General features: G+C 69.7%; 15 protein-coding genes. 9 read left to right on the forward strand and 6 right to left on the reverse strand.

Going from position 1 to position 18,795, the window contains the following annotated elements; genetic code table 11:
• Positions 1–8: 8 nt before the first annotated feature.
• From lipB to ZRA01_RS08115, 3 genes are read right to left on the reverse strand one after another with little or no spacing between them, the layout of a single operon-like run.
• Complete coding sequence (lipB, locus tag ZRA01_RS08105; protein ID WP_141351099.1) at positions 9–623, reverse strand: lipoyl(octanoyl) transferase LipB; 615 nt, start codon at positions 621–623, stop codon at positions 9–11.
• The gene (locus ZRA01_RS08110; protein ID WP_141351101.1) at positions 620–892 is read right to left on the reverse strand and encodes a YbeD family protein; all 273 of its coding nucleotides are present in this window, start codon (positions 890–892) and stop codon (positions 620–622) included. The genes lipB and ZRA01_RS08110 overlap by 4 nt, the downstream gene beginning before the upstream one ends.
• A gap of 10 nt (positions 893–902) precedes the next feature.
• A complete protein-coding gene (locus ZRA01_RS08115) occupies positions 903–2,027 on the reverse strand; it encodes a D-alanyl-D-alanine carboxypeptidase family protein (protein WP_141351103.1) in 1,125 nt (374 codons plus the stop codon).
• Between the two features lie 116 nt (positions 2,028–2,143).
• On the opposite strand from ZRA01_RS08115, the gene ZRA01_RS08120 reads away from it, so the two are divergent.
• The 5 genes from ZRA01_RS08120 (at position 2,144) to ZRA01_RS08140 (ending at position 8,547) form a co-directional block, all read left to right on the forward strand.
• On the forward strand, positions 2,144–2,446 hold the full coding sequence (locus ZRA01_RS08120) for a hypothetical protein (protein WP_141351105.1): 303 nt from the start codon (positions 2,144–2,146) through the stop codon (positions 2,444–2,446).
• Between the two features lie 121 nt (positions 2,447–2,567).
• Positions 2,568–3,839 carry a TolC family protein gene (locus tag ZRA01_RS08125; protein WP_141351107.1) on the forward strand — a complete coding sequence of 424 codons (1,272 nt, stop codon included), beginning with the start codon at positions 2,568–2,570 and terminating at the stop codon, positions 3,837–3,839.
• A gap of 14 nt (positions 3,840–3,853) precedes the next feature.
• Positions 3,854–5,050 carry an efflux RND transporter periplasmic adaptor subunit gene (locus tag ZRA01_RS08130; protein WP_141351109.1) on the forward strand — a complete coding sequence of 399 codons (1,197 nt, stop codon included), beginning with the start codon at positions 3,854–3,856 and terminating at the stop codon, positions 5,048–5,050.
• Positions 5,051–5,053: 3 nt separating this feature from the next.
• Positions 5,054–8,155, forward strand: a complete 3,102-nt coding sequence (locus ZRA01_RS08135) for an efflux RND transporter permease subunit (protein WP_141351110.1) — start codon at positions 5,054–5,056, stop codon at positions 8,153–8,155.
• Between the two features lie 59 nt (positions 8,156–8,214).
• Positions 8,215–8,547: a P-II family nitrogen regulator gene (locus ZRA01_RS08140; RefSeq protein WP_141351112.1), complete on the forward strand. Its 333-nt coding sequence runs from the start codon at positions 8,215–8,217 to the stop codon at positions 8,545–8,547.
• 18 nt (positions 8,548–8,565) lie between these two features.
• Here ZRA01_RS08140 and ZRA01_RS08145 read toward each other — a convergent pair whose 3' ends face one another.
• Together ZRA01_RS08145 and ZRA01_RS08150 are read right to left on the reverse strand one after the other, a co-directional pair.
• Complete coding sequence (locus tag ZRA01_RS08145) at positions 8,566–10,608, reverse strand: TonB-dependent receptor plug domain-containing protein (protein WP_141351113.1); 2,043 nt, start codon at positions 10,606–10,608, stop codon at positions 8,566–8,568.
• A gap of 186 nt (positions 10,609–10,794) precedes the next feature.
• Entirely contained in the window at positions 10,795–12,294 is a 1,500-nt protein-coding gene (locus tag ZRA01_RS08150; protein ID WP_141351115.1) for a DegQ family serine endoprotease, read from the reverse strand.
• Positions 12,295–12,512: 218 nt separating this feature from the next.
• Here ZRA01_RS08150 and ZRA01_RS08155 point away from each other — a divergent pair, with 218 nt between their 5' ends.
• A complete protein-coding gene (locus ZRA01_RS08155; RefSeq protein WP_141351117.1) occupies positions 12,513–13,445 on the forward strand; it encodes a hydrogen peroxide-inducible genes activator in 933 nt (310 codons plus the stop codon).
• 344 nt (positions 13,446–13,789) lie between these two features.
• On the opposite strand, the gene ZRA01_RS08160 is transcribed toward ZRA01_RS08155, so the two are convergent.
• Positions 13,790–14,419 carry a 5-formyltetrahydrofolate cyclo-ligase gene (locus tag ZRA01_RS08160; RefSeq protein ID WP_141351119.1) on the reverse strand — a complete coding sequence of 210 codons (630 nt, stop codon included), beginning with the start codon at positions 14,417–14,419 and terminating at the stop codon, positions 13,790–13,792.
• Between the two features lie 52 nt (positions 14,420–14,471).
• Between ZRA01_RS08160 and ZRA01_RS08165 the strand changes: the two genes are divergently transcribed.
• From ZRA01_RS08165 to ZRA01_RS08175, 3 genes are all read left to right on the forward strand, one after another.
• Complete coding sequence (locus ZRA01_RS08165; RefSeq protein WP_141351121.1) at positions 14,472–16,448, forward strand: lytic transglycosylase domain-containing protein; 1,977 nt, start codon at positions 14,472–14,474, stop codon at positions 16,446–16,448.
• Positions 16,449–16,610: 162 nt separating this feature from the next.
• On the forward strand, positions 16,611–17,564 hold the full coding sequence (locus tag ZRA01_RS08170) for a complex I NDUFA9 subunit family protein (RefSeq protein ID WP_141351123.1): 954 nt from the start codon (positions 16,611–16,613) through the stop codon (positions 17,562–17,564).
• A complete protein-coding gene (locus tag ZRA01_RS08175) occupies positions 17,561–18,769 on the forward strand; it encodes a multifunctional CCA addition/repair protein (protein WP_141351125.1) in 1,209 nt (402 codons plus the stop codon). The genes ZRA01_RS08170 and ZRA01_RS08175 overlap by 4 nt, the downstream gene beginning before the upstream one ends.
• Positions 18,770–18,795: the final 26 nt, after the last annotated feature.

Raw genomic sequence — 18,795 nt, forward strand, 5'->3', positions numbered from 1 at the left:
TCCTTTGGTCAGGTGGGTGGGACGTCCGGGAAATGCCGCTGCAGGTGGACGAGGAGCCGGGTCGCGACGTCCTCGGGCCCTTCAGTCACGCCGAAGTCCTTGAGTTGGATGGTTTGTAGCCCACTATAGCCGCAGGGGTTGATCCAGGTAAATGGTGTCAAGTCCATATCGACGTTGAGCGACAGGCCGTGGTAGCTGCAGCCGTTTTTTACGCGCAGCCCGAGGGCGGCCACCTTGGCGCCGTCGATGTACACGCCGGGCGCGCCGTCCTTGCGGCGGGCGTCGAGGCCGTAGTCGGCGATGCAGTCGATGAGGGCCTGTTCGAGCAGGTTCACCATCTCGCGCACCTTGAGGCCGCGGCGGTGGAGGTCGAGCAGCAGGTAGCCCACCACCTGGCCGGGGCCGTGGTAGGTGATCTGGCCGCCGCGGTCTATCTTGACCAGCGGGATGTCTGTGACGTGGAGCAGGTGCTCGGCCTTGCCGGCCTGGCCCAGGGTATACACCGGCGGGTGCTCGACCAGCCACAGCTCGTCGGGCGTGGAGGCGTCACGCTGGGTGGTGAAATCCTGCATCGCCCGCCAGGTGGGTTCGTAGGGCACACGGCCGGGGCGGCGGACGATCACAGGACGACCTTCACCAGCGGGTGGGACGACAGCTCGACGTACAGCGCGTCGAGCTGGGCCTGGGAGGTGGCGTTGACGGTGCAGGTGATCGACAGGTAGTTGCCCTTCGACGAGGGGCGCATCTGCATCGTGGCGGCGTCGAAGTCGGGGGCGTGGCGCAGCACCACGCCGAGCACCGTCTGCGCGAAGTCGTCCACCCGCGCGCCCATGATCTTGATGGGGAACTCGCAGGGGAATTCGAGCAGGGTCGTGCGGCCTTCTTCAGTCATCGGGGCCTCCTTACAGGTTCTTGATCCACAGGCGCAGGGCGTCCCACAGGCGGCCGAACCAGCCGGCCTGGGGCACTTCGTCGATGGCCACCAGCGGGTATTCGCCGATCGGCTTGTCGCCCAGGGACAGCTGCAGGGTGCCGATCTGCTGGCCCTTGGCGATCGGCGCCAGCAGGGGCTGCTGGCTGACCACATTGGCCTTCAGTTTGTCGGCGTCGCCCTTGGGCACCGACAGCACGAAGTCGTTCAGGAAGCCGGCCTTGACGGTGTTCTCCTTGCCCTTCCAGACGCGGGGCTCGTTAACGGCCTGGTTGGCGCTGTACACCTTGACCGTATCGTAGGCCAGGTAGCCCCAGTTGAGGAGCTTCTGGGATTCCTGGGCGCGCACGCTGTCGCTGGTGGTGCCGACCACCACCGAAAGCAGGCGGCGGTCGTTGCGCTTGGCCGAGGCGATCAGGCAGTAGCCGGCGCTGTCGGTGTGGCCGGTCTTGACGCCGTCGACGGTCGGGTCGAGGAAGAGCAGGCGGTTGCGGTTGGGCTGCTTGATCTTGTTGTAGGTGTATTCCTTTACGGAATAGATCGAGTAGAACTCAGGAAAATCCCGAATGAGCGCGGTGGCCAGCACCGACAGGTCGCGCACCGTGGTGAGGTGCGACGGGTGGGGCAGGCCGGTGGCGTTCTCGAAGTGGGTGTTCTTGAGGCCGAGGCGGGCGGCTTCCTTGTTCATCAGCTGGGCGAAGGCTTCCTCGGAGCCGGCGATGGCTTCGGCCAGGGCCACGCAGGCGTCGTTGCCCGACTGCACGATCATGCCGTGGAGCAATTCTTTGACGGTGACCGGGGTCTGCGGCTCGATGAACATCTTGGAGCCGGACACCTTCCAGGCCTTGGGCGACACCGGGATGGTCTGGTCGAGGGTCAGCGTCTTGCCCTTGACCGCGGCGAAGGCCAGGTAGGCGGTCATCAGCTTGGTGAGCGAGGCCGGCTCGATGCGCTGGTCGGGGTTTTCGGCGGTGAGCACCTGGCCGGAGCCCACGTCGAGGAGCAGCCAGGCGCGGGCCGCCACCGGCGGCGGCGTGAGCTGGGCGAAGGCGAGGGTCGGCAGGACCAGCAGGAGCAGGATGATGCGACGCAGCATGATTAGGGGAAAATCGGAAAAGCTGCGATTATAGTCACGCCTCCGGCTGCAAACGGCGCCGGTTTTTTTTGCTTACAAGGGAACTCCCGCGTCGGCGGCCGTGTCCCTATGTTGCAATGCAACCTGTTCATCGCCTCCTGACCCTCGTGCTCGCCTGCCTCGTCCTCATGTGGGCGGGCGCGGCCAGTGCACAAGACGCCTGCGAGTCGGCGTCCGAGCTGGTCGACCAGGAGCAGGTGCAGCAGCTGAGCCCCCTGAGCTTCGATGGCGACGGGGGCGACCCGCAAGACTGTCCGGGCATCGTCAGCGTGTTCTCGCTGCCGCGGCAGATCCTGCTCGAAGTGCGGCCGTCCGTGGTCTTGCCCGTTTTCAGCTCCATCCTCCCCCGCCCCACCTCCCCGCCGCCGCGGCAGGCCTGAGCGACGCCCCTCGTGGGTGGCTTGCAGGCCGTGCCATGCCGGGGTTTGCCTCCGCCTGGCCGCAAGCCATCATTCGTCCTCATCAAAACAAACGGTGCGATCTTTGCACCGAAGGATCTCCATGTTCAGGAAAGTCTTGATTGCCGTCGCGCTCTCCGCGGTGGCGGTGCCTGCCCTCGCGGCGCCGGGCAACGAAGCCGTGCCCGCGTCCGCCCAGCCGGAAGCCCGGCCCGCGGCGGCCTATTCGCTGCAGGCCCTGCGCGAGATGGCCCGCGCCACGCACCCCTCGGTGGCGGCGGCCGAAGCCTACGTCGAGGCGGGCCGCGCCCAGCTCACCACGGCCGGCGCCTATCCCAACCCCGAGGTCGAGTTCATGGCCGGCCGCAGCAGCGCCCGGATGCCCGGCGTGGTGGCCGGCAGCACCCAGAGCCTGGCGCTGACCCAGCGCCTCGACAACCCGTGGCAGCGCGATGCGCGCCTCGGCGCCGCGCGTTTCGGCCTCGAAGCCCGCGAAGCCGAGCGGCGTGGCCTGCAGAACGACCTGCTGGCGCGGCTCGACCAGCGCTTCTTCGACATGCTGCGCCGCCAGGCCGAGCTGCGGGCGAGCCAGGAAGACCTGGGCATCGCCGAGCAGATCCGCAGCAAGGTGGCGGTGCGGGTGAACACCGGCGAGTCGCCCCGCTTCGAGTTGATCAAGGCCGACACCGAGCTGCTCAACGCCCAGAAGGCGGCCGAGAGCGCCAGCCTGCGCATCGCCCAGGCCCGCGCAGCGTTGCGGAGCGTGGTCGGGCCGACGCTGCCGGCGGATTTCCAGGTTGACGGCAGCCTGACGCGCAGCCCGGTGGTGCCGCCTCTCGATGAGCTGCGGGCCGACGTGCTGGCGCGCAACCCCGAGCTCCTGCGCAGCCAGGCCGAGGTGCGCCGGGCCGAGCGCCAGCTCGAGCTCGAGCGCCTGCGCCGCCAGCCGGAGGTGGCCCTGAAGGTGGCCGACGAGCGCGATCGCGAGCTGCGCGACACGCGGCTCGGGGTGGTCGTCAGCGTGCCGATCTGGGACCGTCGCCAGGGGCCGGTGGCCGAGGCCGCGGCCTTGCTGTCGCGCAGCCGCAGCGAGGAGGCCGGCCAGCAGCTGGTGCTGCTGCAGGCCCTGGAGGGCGCCTACCGCGAATACGAAATCGCCCGCACCCAGGTCAATGCCCTCGAGAACGGCATCCTGCGCGAGGCCGAATCCACCATGAAGGTGGCCGAGGCGGCCTACCGCTTCGGCGAGCGCGGCATCCTCGAATACCTGGACGCCCAGCGCGTCTTCCGCGCCGCCCGCAACGAACTCATCGCCGCCCGCTACGCCCTGCAGCTGGCCGTCATCGAAATCGAGCGCCTGCGCGCCCCCCAATGATCCGGACCCTTCCCATGAAGCCCACTCTCAAGATCCAGCCCCTCGCCCTGGCCATGCTGACGGCCATGCTCGTCCTCGCCGGCTGCAAGGATGCCTCCAGCCCCGCGGGCAAGCCGCCGGCGGACGAAGTCTCCACCGCCCTCGATGCCGGCGCCAAGGCCGAGAAACCCGACCCGCTGCTGGTCAGCGTGGCCGCCGACTTCGGCGCCGACATCAAGGTGGCGCCGGCCGGCGCGCGTTCGGTGTCCGACACCCTGCGGGTGGCCGGCAAGGTGGATTTCGACGAATACCGGGTGTCGCGCATCGGCGCCACCGTCACCGGCCGGGTCATCGAGATCAACGTGCGCCTGGGCCAGCAGGTCAAGGTTGGCGACGCGCTGGCGGTGATCAACAGCACCGAGCTCGGCCAGGCCCAGCTGGACTACCTCAAGGCCCGCGCCCAGGCCGACCTGCAGGCGCGCAGCGTGGAGCGCGCGCGCCAGCTGTTTGCCGCCGACGTGATCGGCCGCGCCGAGCTGCAGCGCCGCGAGAGCGAGCTGGCGATCGCCTCGGCCGAGCAGCGCGCCGCGGCCGACCAGCTGCGGGTGCTCGGCATGTCGCAGGCGGCGATCTCGCGGTTGGGCAACAACGGGGCGATCAATTCGGTGACGCCGGTGGTGTCGACGGTGGCCGGCACGGTGGTCGAGCGCCGCATCACCCAGGGCCAGGTGGTGCAGCCCGCCGACGCGCTGTACGTGGTGGCCGACCTGTCCGAGGTGTGGGTGACCGCCGAGGTGCCCGAGCAGCAGGCGGCGCTGGTGCGCACCGGCCAGGCGGTGGACATCGAGGTGCCGGCCCTTGGCGCGCGGCTCACCGGCAAGCTCATCTACGTGGCCGACACGGTCAATCCGGAGACCCGAACGGTCACGGTGCGCAGCCGGGTGGATAACGCCGGGCGGCAGCTCAAGCCGGCGATGCTGGCGACGATGCTGATCCAGGCCGCGGCGGTGGAGCGCATCGTGGTGCCCGCCGAAGCGGTGGTGCGCGAGAACAACGCCGATCACGTCTTCGTCGAGACGGCGCCGCGCAGCTACCGCCTGACCCCGGTGCGCCTGGGCCCCGAGGGCGGCGGCCAGCGGCCGGTGCTCGATGGCCTCAAGGCGGGCGAGCGCATCGTGGCTGCGGGAGCTTTTCATCTCAATACCGAGCGCAAGCGCAAGGAACTGGAGTAAGGCATGATCGCATCCCTTGTTCGAACGGCCCTCCAGCAGCGGCTGGTGGTGGTCGTGGTGGCGGCGATCCTGCTCGCCTTCGGTTTCAACGCGGCGCGCAAGCTGTCGGTGGACGCCTTCCCCGACGTGACCAACGTGCAGGTGCAGATCGCCACCGAGGCCCCGGGCCGCTCGCCCGAGGAGGTCGAGCGCTTTGTCACCGTGCCCCTCGAGATCTCCATGACCGGCCTGCCCGGGCTTGAGGAAATGCGTTCCCTCAACAAGCCCGGCCTGTCGCTGATCACCCTGGTGTTCACCGACGCCACCGACGTGTACTTTGCCCGCCAGCTGGTGATGGAGCGCCTGATCGAGGCGGGCGCCCGGATGCCGGAGGGCGTGGTGCCGGTGCTCGGGCCGGTGTCCACCGGCCTCGGTGAGGTGTATCAATACACCCTCGACCACCCGGACGACGGCGACCGCCAGCTCACCGAGAAGGAGCTCACCGAGCGGCGCATCGTGCAGGACTGGGTGGTGCGCCCGCTGCTGCGCTCGATCCCCGGCGTGGCCGAGATCAACTCCCAGGGCGGCTACAACCGCCAGTACCAGGTGCTGGTGAACCCCGACCGCCTGCGTCACTACCAGCTCACGGTGCGCGATGTGTACGAAGCGGTGGCGCGCAACAACGCCAACTCGGGCGGCGGCGTGCTGCCCCAGTACGCCGAGCAGTACCTGATCCGTGGTATCGGTCTGGTCAAGAGCCTGTCCGATATCGGCGCCATTGTGCTGAAGGAGGTCGGCGGCACGCCGGTCTTCGTGCGCGACGTGGCCGAGGTGACCTTCGGCCACGAGGTGCGCCAGGGCGCGGTGGTCAAGAACGGCGTCACCGAGTCGGTGGGCGGCGTGGTGATGATGCTGCGCGGCGGCAACGCCAAGGAGGTGGTGAGCCGCATCCAGGCGCGGGTGGCCGAGATCAACGACAAGGGGATGCTGCCCGACGGCCTCAAGATCGTGCCCTATTACGATCGCTCCGAGCTGGTCGACGCGGCCCTGTGGACGGTGACCAAGGTGCTGCTGGAGGGCGTGGTGCTGGTGGTGGTGGTGCTGTTCCTGTTCCTCGGGGATGTGCGCTCCAGCCTGATCGTGGTGGCAACCCTGGTGCTCACGCCGCTCATCACCTTCATGGCGATGAACCACTACGGCATCTCCGCCAACCTGATGTCGCTGGGGGGCCTGGCGATCGCCATCGGCCTGATGGTGGACGGCTCGGTGGTGGTGGTCGAGAACGCCTTCGAGCGCCTCGGCCACGCGGCCGACGGGGGCGAGAGCAAGGTCCGCATCATCTTCGATGCGGTGCAGGAGGTGGCTACGCCGGTGATCTTCGGGGTCAGCATCATCATCCTGGTGTTCCTGCCGCTGATGACGCTGCAGGGCATGGAGGGCAAGATGTTCGCCCCGCTGGCCTACACCATCGCCATCGCGCTGGCGGTGTCGCTGTTCCTGTCGCTCACCCTCACGCCGGTGCTGTCGTCCTACCTGCTGAAGGGCGGCCCGGGCCACGACACCTGGCTGATCGCCAAGATCAAGGCGCCCTACCTGAAGATGCTCCACTGGGCGGTGGCCAACAGCCGCAAGGTGGTGGCCGGCGGCATCGTGCTGCTGGTGGCCACGCTGGGTATGTTCCCCTTCCTGGGCACCGCCTTCATCCCCGAGATGAAGGAAGGTTCGGTGGTGCCGGGCATCAACCGGGTGCCCAACATCTCGCTGGATGAGTCGATCAAGATGGAGATGCAGGCGATGAAGCTGGTGATGGAGGTGCCGGGCGTGAAGTCGGCGATCTCCGGCGTCGGCCGCGGTGAATCGCCGGCCGACCCCCAGGGCCAGAACGAGTCGACCCCCATCGTGAGCCTCAAGCCGCGCGATGAGTGGCCGGCCGGCTGGACCCAGGACGACATCACCGACGCCATGCGCGAGAAGCTCAAGGTGCTGCCCGGCGCCCAGGTGGTGATGGCCCAGCCGATCTCCGACCGGGTCGACGAGATGGTCACCGGCGTGCGCTCGGACGTGGCCGTGAAGGTGTTCGGCGACGACCTCGACCTGCTCAAGCAGAAGGCCGACGAGATCGCCCGCGTGGCGGCCGGCGTGGCCGGGGCCACCGACATCCGCGTCGAGCGCATCACCGGCCAGCAGTACCTGTCGGTCGAGATCGACCGCGCCGCGATCGCCCGCCATGGCCTCAACGTGTCGGATGTGAACGACGTGATCGAGGCGGCCATCGGCGGCAAGCAGGCCACCGAGGTTTATGAGGGCGAACGCCGCTTCGCCTCGGTGGTGCGCCTGCCCGAGAGCTTCCGCGACAACGTCGAGAAGATCGGCAACGTGCTGGTGAACGCCCCCGGCGGCGTGCAGGTGGCGCTGGAAAACCTGGCCAACATCCGCATCGTCGATGGCCCAGCGCAGATCTCCCGCGAGCTCGCCAAGCGCCGCGTGGTGGTGGCGATCAACGTGAAGGACCGTGACCTGGGCGGCTTCGTGGCCGAGCTGCAGAAGACCATCGCCGCCAAGGTCGAGCTGAAGGAGGGTTATTACCTCGAGTGGGGCGGCCAGTTCCAGAACCTGGAGCGGGCCATGGGGCACCTGACCATCATCATCCCGGTGACGGTGGGGGCGATCTTCTTCCTGCTGTTCCTGCTGTTCGGCTCGCTCAAGCTGGCCAGCCTGATCATCCTGGTGCTGCCGTTTGCCAGCGTGGGCGGGGTGCTGGGGCTGCTGTTCACCGGCGAGTACCTGTCGGTGCCGGCCTCGGTGGGCTTCATCGCCCTGTGGGGGATCGCGGTGCTCAACGGGGTGGTGCTGGTCACCTACATCCGCCACCTGCGTGCCGAGGGCCTGCCCCCGGCCGAGGCGGTGGTGCAGGGCGCGACCCAGCGTTTCCGCCCGGTGATGATGACGGCCACCGTGGCGCTGCTGGCGCTGATCCCCTTCCTGTTCGCCACGGGGCCGGGCTCCGAGGTGCAGCGCCCCCTCGCCATCGTGGTGATCGGCGGCCTGATCACCTCGACGCTGCTGACCCTGGTGGTGCTGCCCACCCTCTACAAGTGGTTCGACGACACGCCCTACGAGGCTTGATCCCCAGATGATCCAGGCGGGCCACTCGCGGGTGGCCCGCCGATGCAAGGAGAAGACAAATGAAGGAAATCCGCGCCATCATCCGCCCGCAGAAGCTGCCGCGTCTGCGCGAGGTGTTGCGGTCCATGCCGGGTTTTCCGGGCATGACGGTGAGCAAGGCTTTCGGCTGTGGCTCGACCCTGCGCCACGCACCGCAGAACATCAAGGAAGAGCTGGTGGACTTCACCGAGAAGGTGAGGGTGGAGATCATCGCGCCCGACGAGCTGGTGGACGCGCTGGTCGATCACATCGTGCAGGTGGCGACCACCGGCCAGACCGGCGACGGGCTGGTGTGGGTGAATGACGTGCAGCGCGCGGTGTTCATCCGCAAGACGGTGGGGCCCGACAGCTGAGCCCCTGCCGCCCGCGCCCTACAGTTCGATCGCGATGGACATCCAGACCATGCTGGAGGCCGGGTTCACCGGTTTGCCCCGGTGGGCCGGCAGGCATTGCTCGGAGCGGTCGGCGATTTCCTGGTGCGGGCCGCCGAGGTTGATGCCGTTAAGCGCCACCTCGGCCTTGCGGCCTTCGAAGCGGAAGGCCCGGGCGATGCGCAGGTCGAGGGTGGTGTAGGGCTTCGAGGTGGTCTCGCAACCCGGCACGTAGCCGTAACCACCGGCCAGCTGGCCCATCCGCAGCAGGCTGGCGGTGCTGGTCCAGCCGGCCGGGTAGCTCTGCAGCCAGGTCAGGCTGGCCGAATAGGGCGAGGTGCGCTCGCGGATCTCCTCGTCCTTCATGCGGCGGTCGATCAGGGTGTGGCTGAGCAGCAGCTCGCCGCCGGACCAGGGCCGCGTCCGCAGCTGGTACTCGATGCCGCGCAGCTCGACAGCGGAGTCGAGGTTGGTGAACTGCGAGATCGGCAGGGGCAGTGCATCCGACGCCAGCGGGCCCGGAGCGGAGGTTCTGCGGCGGATCACGAAGTCGCTGATCCGCTCGTTGAATACGCGCACGTCCAGCGTCGCGTCCATGGACGGGAAGCGGCCCAGGTAGCCCAGCTCGATGGTATCCACGTGGGGGATGCGCAGGTTGGGGTTGGGCGCGTAGGGCCAGGCGATGGGCAGCGCCCCCGGCGCGCCCTTCGGGTCGTAGGCGCGCACGTCGCCATACACTTCGAACAGGTTGCGCTGCTGCCAGGCCCGCGAATAACCCGCCCGGAAGGTGTTGGTGGCGCTGGCCTGCCAGTTGACGAAGGCCCGCGGAATGAACTGGGTGGCGGCGGCGCCGTTTTTTTCAACCAGGGCGCCGAGGTTGAGCTGCCAGGCCGGCGTCAGCCGCCAGTCGAGGTTGGAGAAGGCCCGGTAGAGCTCGTGCGGCGGTGGGTTGCCGCTGGCGAAAAGCGGGAGTGCGTCGGATTCATCCTGACGCGCTTCCAGGCCCCACACCAGCCGCGCCTGGGGGTTGAGCGCAAAGCGGTGCTGCAGCTCGGCGTTGCTGCGGGTGTTCGTCCCGCTGCGGGAGAGGGGCACGTTCAAGAACTGCCGGCCGTTGGCCGCGCCATTGGCCTGCCAGTTGTCCGTGCCGGATTCGCGGTTGTGGTAGAGGCTGGCCAGCCATTCCTCGTCTTCGCCCGCGGTATGGCGCCAGGTGAGGTGCAGGCTGTAGTCGGCCGAGCCCATCGTGCGCACGGCGTTGTTGTCGAAGATGGAGTCGGGGTAGCCCTGGCCGCGCTCGCCCTTGTTGTAGCCGGCGCGCAGGGTGAGTTCGTTGCGGGCGTCCAGCCGGTAGTCGCTGCGCAGGCTGAGTACCTGGCTGTGGCGTGAATCGTTGACGCCGCTGAAGCCGTTGTCACGGGTCTGGACCGCCGAGATCCGCACGCCGAGGTCGTCGCTGCCGCCGCTCCAGACCGCCTGGACGTCGGCGATGCCGTGGTTGCCCAGGTTGACCTGACCGCGGCTGCCGCGATCCTGCTGGGAATGGCGGGTGATGATGTTGATCACGCCCAGAAAGGCGTTGGCGCCGAAGGCGTTGGAGTTGGTGCCGCGGACGACTTCGATGCGTTCGATCTCGTCGACGGTGAGGGCCAGCCCCGACCAGTCGACCCCGCCGAAGGAGCTCGGCGCATACACCGAACGGCCGTCGATGAGCACCTGGATCTCGGTGGGGAAGTCGCTGCCCAGCCCGTGGTAGGTGACCCACTGGCCGTGGCCCCGCTCCTGGCCGATCTGCATGCCGGGCACCAGGCGCAGCAGGCGCGCCACGTCGCGATAACCGGTGGCGCGGATGAAGTCCCGGTCGAGAATGGTGACGGCCCCCGGCGCTTCGTGGAGGACCTGCGGCAGGCGCGAGGCCGACAGGACGGTCGGCAGTTCCTCGAAGAAGGGCGACTCACCGGCCGTGGCCCGCCCCTGGGCGGCAGCGGTGGCCGACAGTGCGCCTGCAAGGAGGACAAGCAAGGTCCGGGGGGTAGGAAGCATCGACAACGCGCTTGGCTTTTGTTTTGCGGGGGGAGGGCGCCGTGCCCTGGAAATATCCCCACCATTGTTGAGCCAATTATATCCATCCCGCCCAACCGGGCGCTGCCAAATATTTGCAGCGCCGTGCAAGTTGTCGTGACACGGTGGGCCGTCCTGCGGGTTGTGGCACCCGCAGGACGGCGGCGTTCAGCCTATCCGCACGGGCAGGAAGATGCGGCTCCCGCCGCGCTGGATCAGCAGCGCGAAGCGGTTGCCGGCGGCATCGAGCAGCTTGCGGAACTGCTCGATCCCGGTGATGGGCTGGTTGTTGACGCCGATGATCACGTCGCCGGGCTGCAGGCCGGACTTGGCCGCGGGGCCGCTGAGGCCTTCGACGACCACCCCTCCGGGCACCCCGAGGCGGGACGCCTCCTGGGCGGTGAGGGCACGGCCGGTGAGGCCCAGCTTGCCGCTGGCGCTCTCGCTCTTGCGCTCGGCGCCGCCCATCGCGGCGAGCTTCTCGCCGGCCTGTTCGCCGAGCGTGACGTTGATGTCGCGGGCCTTGCGGTCGCGCCAGATCGACAGGCGGACCACCGAGCCGGGCTTCTGCTCGCCGATGATGCGCGGCAGGTCGGCGGAGTTGTCCACCTTCTGGCCATTGACGCCCAGCACCACGTCGCCCGGCGCGAGGCCGGCCTTTTCGGCCGGGGAGCCGTTCTCGACGCTGGCCACCAGGGCGCCGACGGGCTTGTCGAGGCCGAAGTTCTGGGCCAGCTCGGCGTCGAGGCCCTGGATCGCCACGCCCAGGCGGCCGCGGGAGACCTTGCCGTACTTCTGGAGCTGGTCCTTGACCTTCATCGCCACGTCGATCGGGATCGCAAACGAGATGCCCATGAAGCCGCCCGAGCGCGAGTAGATCTGCGAGTTGATGCCGATCACCTCGCCGGCCAGGTTGAACAGCGGGCCGCCCGAGTTGCCCGGGTTGATCGCCACGTCGGTCTGGATGAAGGGCACGTAGTTCTCGTCGGGCAGGCGGCGCGCCTTGGCGCTGATGATGCCGGCCGTCACGGTGTTCTCGAAGCCGAAGGGCGAGCCCATCGCGATGACCCACTCGCCCACCTTGGTGCGCTCGGCGTCGCCGGTGCGGACAAAGGGCAGGCCGGCGGCGTCGATCTTGAGCAGGGCCACGTCGGTGCGTTTGTCGACGCCCACCACCTTGGCCTTGAAGTCGCGCTTGTCGGTGAGCTTGACGGTGACCTCGCTGGCGCCATCGACCACGTGGGCGTTGGTCAGCACGTAGCCGTCGGGGCTCACGATGAAGCCGGAGCCGACGCCCTGCTGGATCTGCTCGGGCATCCGCCCGCCGCCGTTGCCCGGCATCCCCGGCACCGGTACGCCGAAGCGGCGCAGGAAGTCGTAGAAGGGGTCGCCCGCGAAGGCGTCTTCGCCCGAGGTGGCGCCGCTGCGCCCGACCTTCTGGGTCACGCTGATGTTCACCACCGCCGGGCCGACCTGCTCGACCAGCGCCGAGAAGTCGGGCAGGCCGTAACGGCCGGCCGCCGGCGCGGTGGCAGGCGCCGCGGCCGGGGCCGCGCTGCCATTGGCCGCGTGGGACGGGGAGATCGCGCCGCCCTCCTGCAGGCAGCCGGTGAGGGCGAGGACGATGGCGGAAAAGGCAAGGGTGGATCGAAACACGGTGGGCTTCATGCGTGGCTCCTGAATTTTCACGGGAGAGTGGACGCGCCCCGGCAGGGGCCGTTCCCTGGACGAACGTTGACTTACAAATCTTGGGGCGGCCCGCTGCGGAAACAAGGGGGTGGGTATTGGGGAGTGGGTATTGGGGGGCGCCCACTTCCCACTTCCCAATACCTACTCCCCACATGCCCATGTATAGTTAAAGCCTATCGCCATCGCAGGGAGCTTTCATGACGCTTACCGATCTTCGCTACCTCGTGGCCCTCGCCCGCGAACGTCACTTCGGGCACGCCGCCGAGCGCTGCAACGTCAGCCAGCCGACCCTGTCGGTGGCCATCAAGAAGCTCGAGGAAGAGCTGGCGGTGACGCTCTTCGAGCGCAGCGCCGCCGACGTGAAGATCACCGACATCGGCGCGCGCATCGTCGCCCAGGCCGAGAAGGTGCTCCTCGAGGCGGGCCAGATCAAGGAGCTCGCCACCGCCGGCCGCGACCCGCTGTCGGGCCCCCTCAAGCTCGGCGTGATCTACACCATCGGGCCCTACCTGCTGCCCCACCTGATTCCCCGGGTGCACGCCGCCGCGCCGTCGATGCCGCTGCTGATCCAGGAGAACTACACCGCCCGCCTGGCCGAGTCCCTCAAGCGCGGCGACCTCGACGTGATCGTCGTGGCGCTGCCCTTCGAAGAGCCCGGCATCGTTACCCAGGCGGTGTACGACGAGCCCTTCCGGGTGCTGCTGCCCGCCGGCCACGGCTGGGAGTCGGAGGAGCGCATCCCCGCCAGCCGGCTCGCCGAGGCGCCGCTGCTGCTGCTCGGTGCCGGCAACTGCTTCCGCGACCAGGTGCTCGAAGCCTGCCCCCTGTGCCGCCCCGGCGAGGGCCTGCAGCGCACCCTCGAGGGCAGCTCCCTCGAGACCATCCGCCACATGGTCGCCACCGGCGCCGGCATCACCGTGCTGCCCAGCACCGCCGCCGACGCGCTGCCCGGCGGCAATTCGCTGCTCACCGTGCGCCCCTTCACCACGCCGGAACCCTTCCGCCGCGTCGCCCTGGCCTGGCGCGTCACCTACCCGCGCAGCGGCGCCATCGACGTGATCCGCGCCGCCATCCTCGACAGCCCCCTCGCCGGCGTCAAGCCGGTGGGCAGCCCGGGTAGGTTGGGCTAGTCCACAGGGCGTAATCCGACGTCGCCTCGACGGATTTCCCCCGACCTGGCCTGAAAATTCGCCGACTTTGCCTAAAGATTAGGCACCGCCGCCTCAAAATGAGTCAGCGCCGCCTCATTTTTAGTCGCCGCTGCCTAAATTTTAGGCGGCACTGCGTAATTATGAGGCGACTCTGCCTAAATTTTAGGCGATCGACCCTCCCGCGGACCCTCCGTCGCCTAAAAATGAGGCAGCCGAGGGTGGCGGGGACCCTCTCTTGCCTAAAATTTAGGCGATGCTGCCTAAACTTTAGGCGGCGTTGCCTCAAAATTAGGCGATGGAGGGTCGGCCGGACCCTCCGTCGATCAACAAAACGCCAGCGCCCCAGCCCGGCCCCCACTCCCCCCAAACACCCCCGCCTCGGTGACGACCCAGTCCATCGGCTTGTCGTGGGCCTGGGGGTGGGTGGACTCGCAGCGGGCCAGCTCGAAGGCCACCCCCACGCAGGTGGGGGCCGGGTCGAGGGCGGCCAGGGTGCGGTCGAAATAACCGCCGCCGTAGCCCAGCCGGTAGCCCGCGGCGTCGAAAACGTTGAGGGGCACGATCAGCAGCTCCGGTGACACCGGCTCGTCGCCGGCCGGGATCGGGATGCCGTGGTGGTCGGTGGCCATCGGCGCATCCGGCCGCCAGCGCAGGAACTCCATCGGGCGGGCCGGGGTCAGCACCACCGGCAGGGCCGCCCGGCGAGCCGGGTCGGCGGCCAGCCAGCGGTGGGCCCAGGGCAGCAGATCCACCTCGCCGCGCCACGGCCAGCAGAAGGCCAGGCAGCCCGGCGCGAGGCGGGCCACCAGCGCATCCAGGTGCGTCTCGATGCGCCCGGTGAGGGCCTGGCGCTCCGCGGCAGGCAGCGCTTCGCGGGCGGCGATGCGTTCGCTGCGCAGGGCCTTGCGCAATGCAGCAATCCGGGCGTCAGGGGGCGGGAAGGGGGTGGTCACTGTGCTATTCTCCGGCGGCAATCGGGCTGGAACGTGGCGGAAACTGGAAGCAATGAAGAATAGCGTGTGGGCCGTTCTGGCGGCATTTTTGTGGATGGCCTCCCCGGCCGGTGGCGACCCTGGCGACGAGCGGATCCTGCTCGCCAAGGACGCCGCGCGGAGCGGTGACCGCAACCGGCTCGCGCTGTATGCCCCGCCGACCGGCCATCCCCTCGACCCCTACCCCGAATACTGGGCCCTGTCGGCCCACGTCGCCCGCCCGGGCGACCTCAACCCGCTCCCCATCCTCGACTTCCTCGAGCGCCAGCGCGGCAGCCTGCTGGCCGAGCGCCTGCGCGGCGAATGGCTGCGTGCCCTCGGCAAGCGCGGCGAGTGGGACACCCTGGCGGCCGAGTTTCCGGCCATGGAGCAGCCCGAGCAGGACGTCAAGTGCTACCACCTCCAGGCCCGCCTCGGCCTGGGCGACGCCGCGGCCCTCGACGACGCGCGCCCGCTGTGGTTCTCGCTGGTCGACACGCCGGAGAGCTGCATCCCGGTGCTGCAGGCCCTGGTCCGCGAAGCCCGGGTGAGCCCCGACGAAACCTGGAGCCGCGTGCGCCGCCTGATGGAAGCCAAGCGCTTTGCCGGCGCCCGCGCGGTGGCCGCCTGGCTGCCCGCCGACCAGCAGCCCGCCAGCATCGAGCTCGAGCGGGCGGGGCAGACGCCCTCCACCTACCTCGACCGCCTGCCGGTCAGCTTCGCCGCCCAGCGCCAGGGCCGCGAGCTGGCGCTGATCGCGCTGGCCCGCCTGTCCCGCGACGACCCGATGGGTGCCTACACCCGCTACCTCGGCCTCAACGAACGCTTCTCGGCCGCCGAGCGCAGCTACGCCCTTGGCCAGATCGCCTGGCAGGCCGCCACCCGGCTGATGCCCGACGCCAACCCCTGGTTCAAGGCCGCCGGCGACACCCCGATGTCCGAAGAGCAGGCCGCCTGGCGGGTGCGCGCCGCGCTGCGGGCCGGTGACTGGCGCGGCGTAAAGGCCGGCGTCGAGGCCATGCCGGCCGAGCAGCGCAAGCTCCCCGACTGGACCTACTGGCTCGGCCGCGCCCAGATGGCGCTGGGCAACCGCGACGCCTCGCGCCTCGAGTTCGAGCGCATCGCCGGCCACCCGACCTTCTACGGCATCCTCGCCGACGAGGAGCTCGGGCGCGGCTTCACGCTGCCCAAAAAGGCCCGCGCCCTCAGCGCCGACGAGGCCGAGCAGGTTCGCCAGACCCCCGGCGTGCAGCGCGCGCTGGCCTTGTTCCGCCTCGAGATGCGCACCGAAGGCGCCCGCGAATGGAACTGGACGATGCGCAACCGGGACGACCGTTTCCTGATCGGCGCCGCCCAGCTCGCCCAGCAGCTCGGCATCTACGACCGGGCCATCAATGCCGCCGACCGCACCAAGAGCGAGCACGACTACAGCCTGCGCTACCTCGCCCCCTACCGCGAGCGTATCGAACCCAACGCCCGCAATCAGTCCCTCGACCCGGGCTGGGTGTATGGCCTGATGCGCCAGGAGAGCCGCTTCGTCACCGCAGCCCGCTCCAGCGTGGGCGCCCAGGGCCTGATGCAGATCATGCCCGCCACCGGCCAGTGGGTGGCCGGCAAGCTCGGCATGAAGGGCTACCACATCGGCTGGTTGCGCGACCCCGACACCAACGTGATGCTCGGCACCACCTACATGCGGATGGTCCTCGAAGGCCTCGACAACCACCCGGTGCTGGCCTCGGCCGCCTACAACGCCGGCCCCGGGCGGGCCCGCAAGTGGAAGGATGCGCGGCCCCTGGAGGGCGCCATCTACGCCGAGACCATCCCCTTCGGCGAGACCCGCGACTATGTAAAAAAGGTGATGGCCAACTCCGTCATCTACGCCGCCCTGCTCGACGGCAAGGCGCCGTCGCTGAAGGGGCGCCTCGGCACCATCGCGCCGAGCGCCGGCGGCGACTTCTCCGGCCTGGGGAGCCCGGCGCCGGGGGCCGGCCTGGAGCCCGCCGCCGAATAAGGGAATTTCTTCAGGGCTTGGCGAGTCAATCCAGGGTGAGAGGCGTGCCGCCGTGACGGGCGCCGACCCGCAGGAACAGCGCGCTTCGGCAGGGTTTTCAAGGCTGCACGAAGCGCTTCGCCGCCTTATCCAGGTTCAACCCATCCTCATCGGAGTCCCAACATGTATCCGCGCAAGGTCTTGATCGTCGGAGGTAGTGGTTTTGTCGGCAGCGCCGTGGCCAGCCAGCTGGCCGCCGCCGGGGTCGCGCTGGTGCTTCCCACCCGCCGCCGCGACCGTGCCCGCCACCTGCTGCCGCTGCCCACCGCCGAGGTCGTCGAGGCCGACGTGTTCGACCCGCCCACCCTCCGGCGCCTGATGGCCGGCGTGGATGCGGTGGTGAGCCTCGTCGGGGTGCTCCATTCGCCCTCGGGCCAGCCCTATGGCCCGGCCTTCGCCCGCGCCCACGTCGAGCTGCCGACCCGCCTGGTGGCCGCCGCCCGCGAGGCCGGGGTGCGGCGCATCGTGCATGTGAGCGCCCTCGGCGCCGACGCCAATGGCCCGTCCGAATACCAGCGCTCCAAGGCCGCCGGCGAGGCGGCGATCCGGGCCGCCGCGCCGGACGTGGCATGGACCATCCTGCGCCCCTCGGTGATCTTCGGGCCGGGCGACAGCTTCCTCAACCTCTTCGCCAGCCTGCTCGAAGCCTTCCCGCTGATGCCCCTGGGCGGCGCCGGCGCCCGCTTCCAGCCGGTGTACGTGGGCGACGTGGCCGAGGTGGTGGCCGAGTCGCTCACCCGCGCCGATGCCGCCGGCCAGGTCTTCGAGATGGCCGGCCCGGGCGTGTACACGCTGAAGCAGCTGATCGAGTATGTGGGCCAGGTCAGCGGCCACCGGCGCCCGGTGATCCCGCTGCCCGAGGGCCTCGCGATGCTCCAGGCGGCCGCCCTCGAGTGCCTGCCCGGCCCACTGATGAGCCGCGACAACGTGCGCTCGATGCGCGTCGACAACGTCGCCAGCGGCGCGCCCCAGCCCTGGGGGCGCCGGCCCACCCCGCTCGAGGCGATCGCCCCGACCTGGCTCGGCGAGGCCAACAAGCGTGCCCGGCTGGCCGCCAGCATGCTCCGCCGCTCATGAAGATCTACTGCGTGGGCGGCGCCATCCGCGACGAACTCCTCGGCCTGCCGGTCAAGGACCGGGACTGGGTCGTCGTCGGGGCAACCCCCGAGATGCTCCTCGCCGAGGGCTACAAGCCGGTCGGCAAGGACTTCCCGGTCTTCCTCCACCCGCACACCCACGAGGAGTACGCGCTGGCCCGCACCGAGCGCAAGACCGCGCCGGGCTACGCCGGCTTCGTCTTCCACACCGACCCGGCGGTGACCCTCGAAGAAGACCTGGCCCGCCGCGACCTCACCATCAACGCCATCGCCCGCGACGCCGACGGCACCCTGGCCGACCCCTACGGCGGGCAGCGCGACCTCGCCGCGCGGGTGTTCCGCCACGTCAGCCCGGCCTTCGCCGAAGACCCGGTGCGCATCCTGCGGCTGGCCCGCTTCGCCGCCCGCTTTGCCGACTTTACGGTGGCCCCCGAAACCCTGGCGCTGATGCGCCAGATGGTCGCCGCCGGTGAGGTGGACGCGCTGGTGCCCGAGCGGGTGTGGCAGGAACTCGCCCGCGGCCTGATGGAAGCCCGCCCGTCGCGGATGGTAGCGGTGCTGCGCGACTGCGGTGCCCTGGCCCGCCTGCTGCCCGAGGTGGATCGCCTGTTCGGCGTGCCCCAGCCGGCGGCCCATCACCCCGAGGTCGACACCGGCGCCCACCTGTTGCTGGTGCTCGACGAGGCCGCAGCCGCCGGCCTGCCGCTCGCCGGGCGCTTCGCCTGCCTGCTCCACGACCTTGGCAAGGCCACCAGCCCCGCCCACAAGCTGCCCCACCACTACGGCCACGAGGCCGCCAGCGAGCGGCTGGCTGCGGAGGTCTGCGCCCGCCTCAAGTGCCCCGCCGACTGCCGCGACCTGGCGCTGATGGTGGCCCGCGAGCACGGCATCGTGCACCGCGCCCTCGAGCTGCGCCCGCTCACCATCGTCCGGCTCATCGAGCGCTGCGACGGCCTGCGCCGCCCGGAGCGCTTCGCCGCGATGCTCGACGCCTGTGCCTGCGATCATCGGGGCCGCGCCGGTCTGGGCGATCGCCCCTACCCCCAGCGGGGCCACCTGCTCGCCGCGCTGGCGGCGGTGCGCGGGGTGGACGCTGGCGCCATCGCCCGCGGCCTGGCCGACAAGGCGCGCATCCCCGAGGCGGTGCACGAAGCCCGGGTGGCGGCGCTCAAGGCGCTGGGCTGAGCCCTGGGCATCGAAACCTTTCTTGA

This window comes from Zoogloea ramigera, from assembly GCF_006539865.1.
Lineage (GTDB): Bacteria > Pseudomonadota > Gammaproteobacteria > Burkholderiales > Rhodocyclaceae > Zoogloea > Zoogloea ramigera.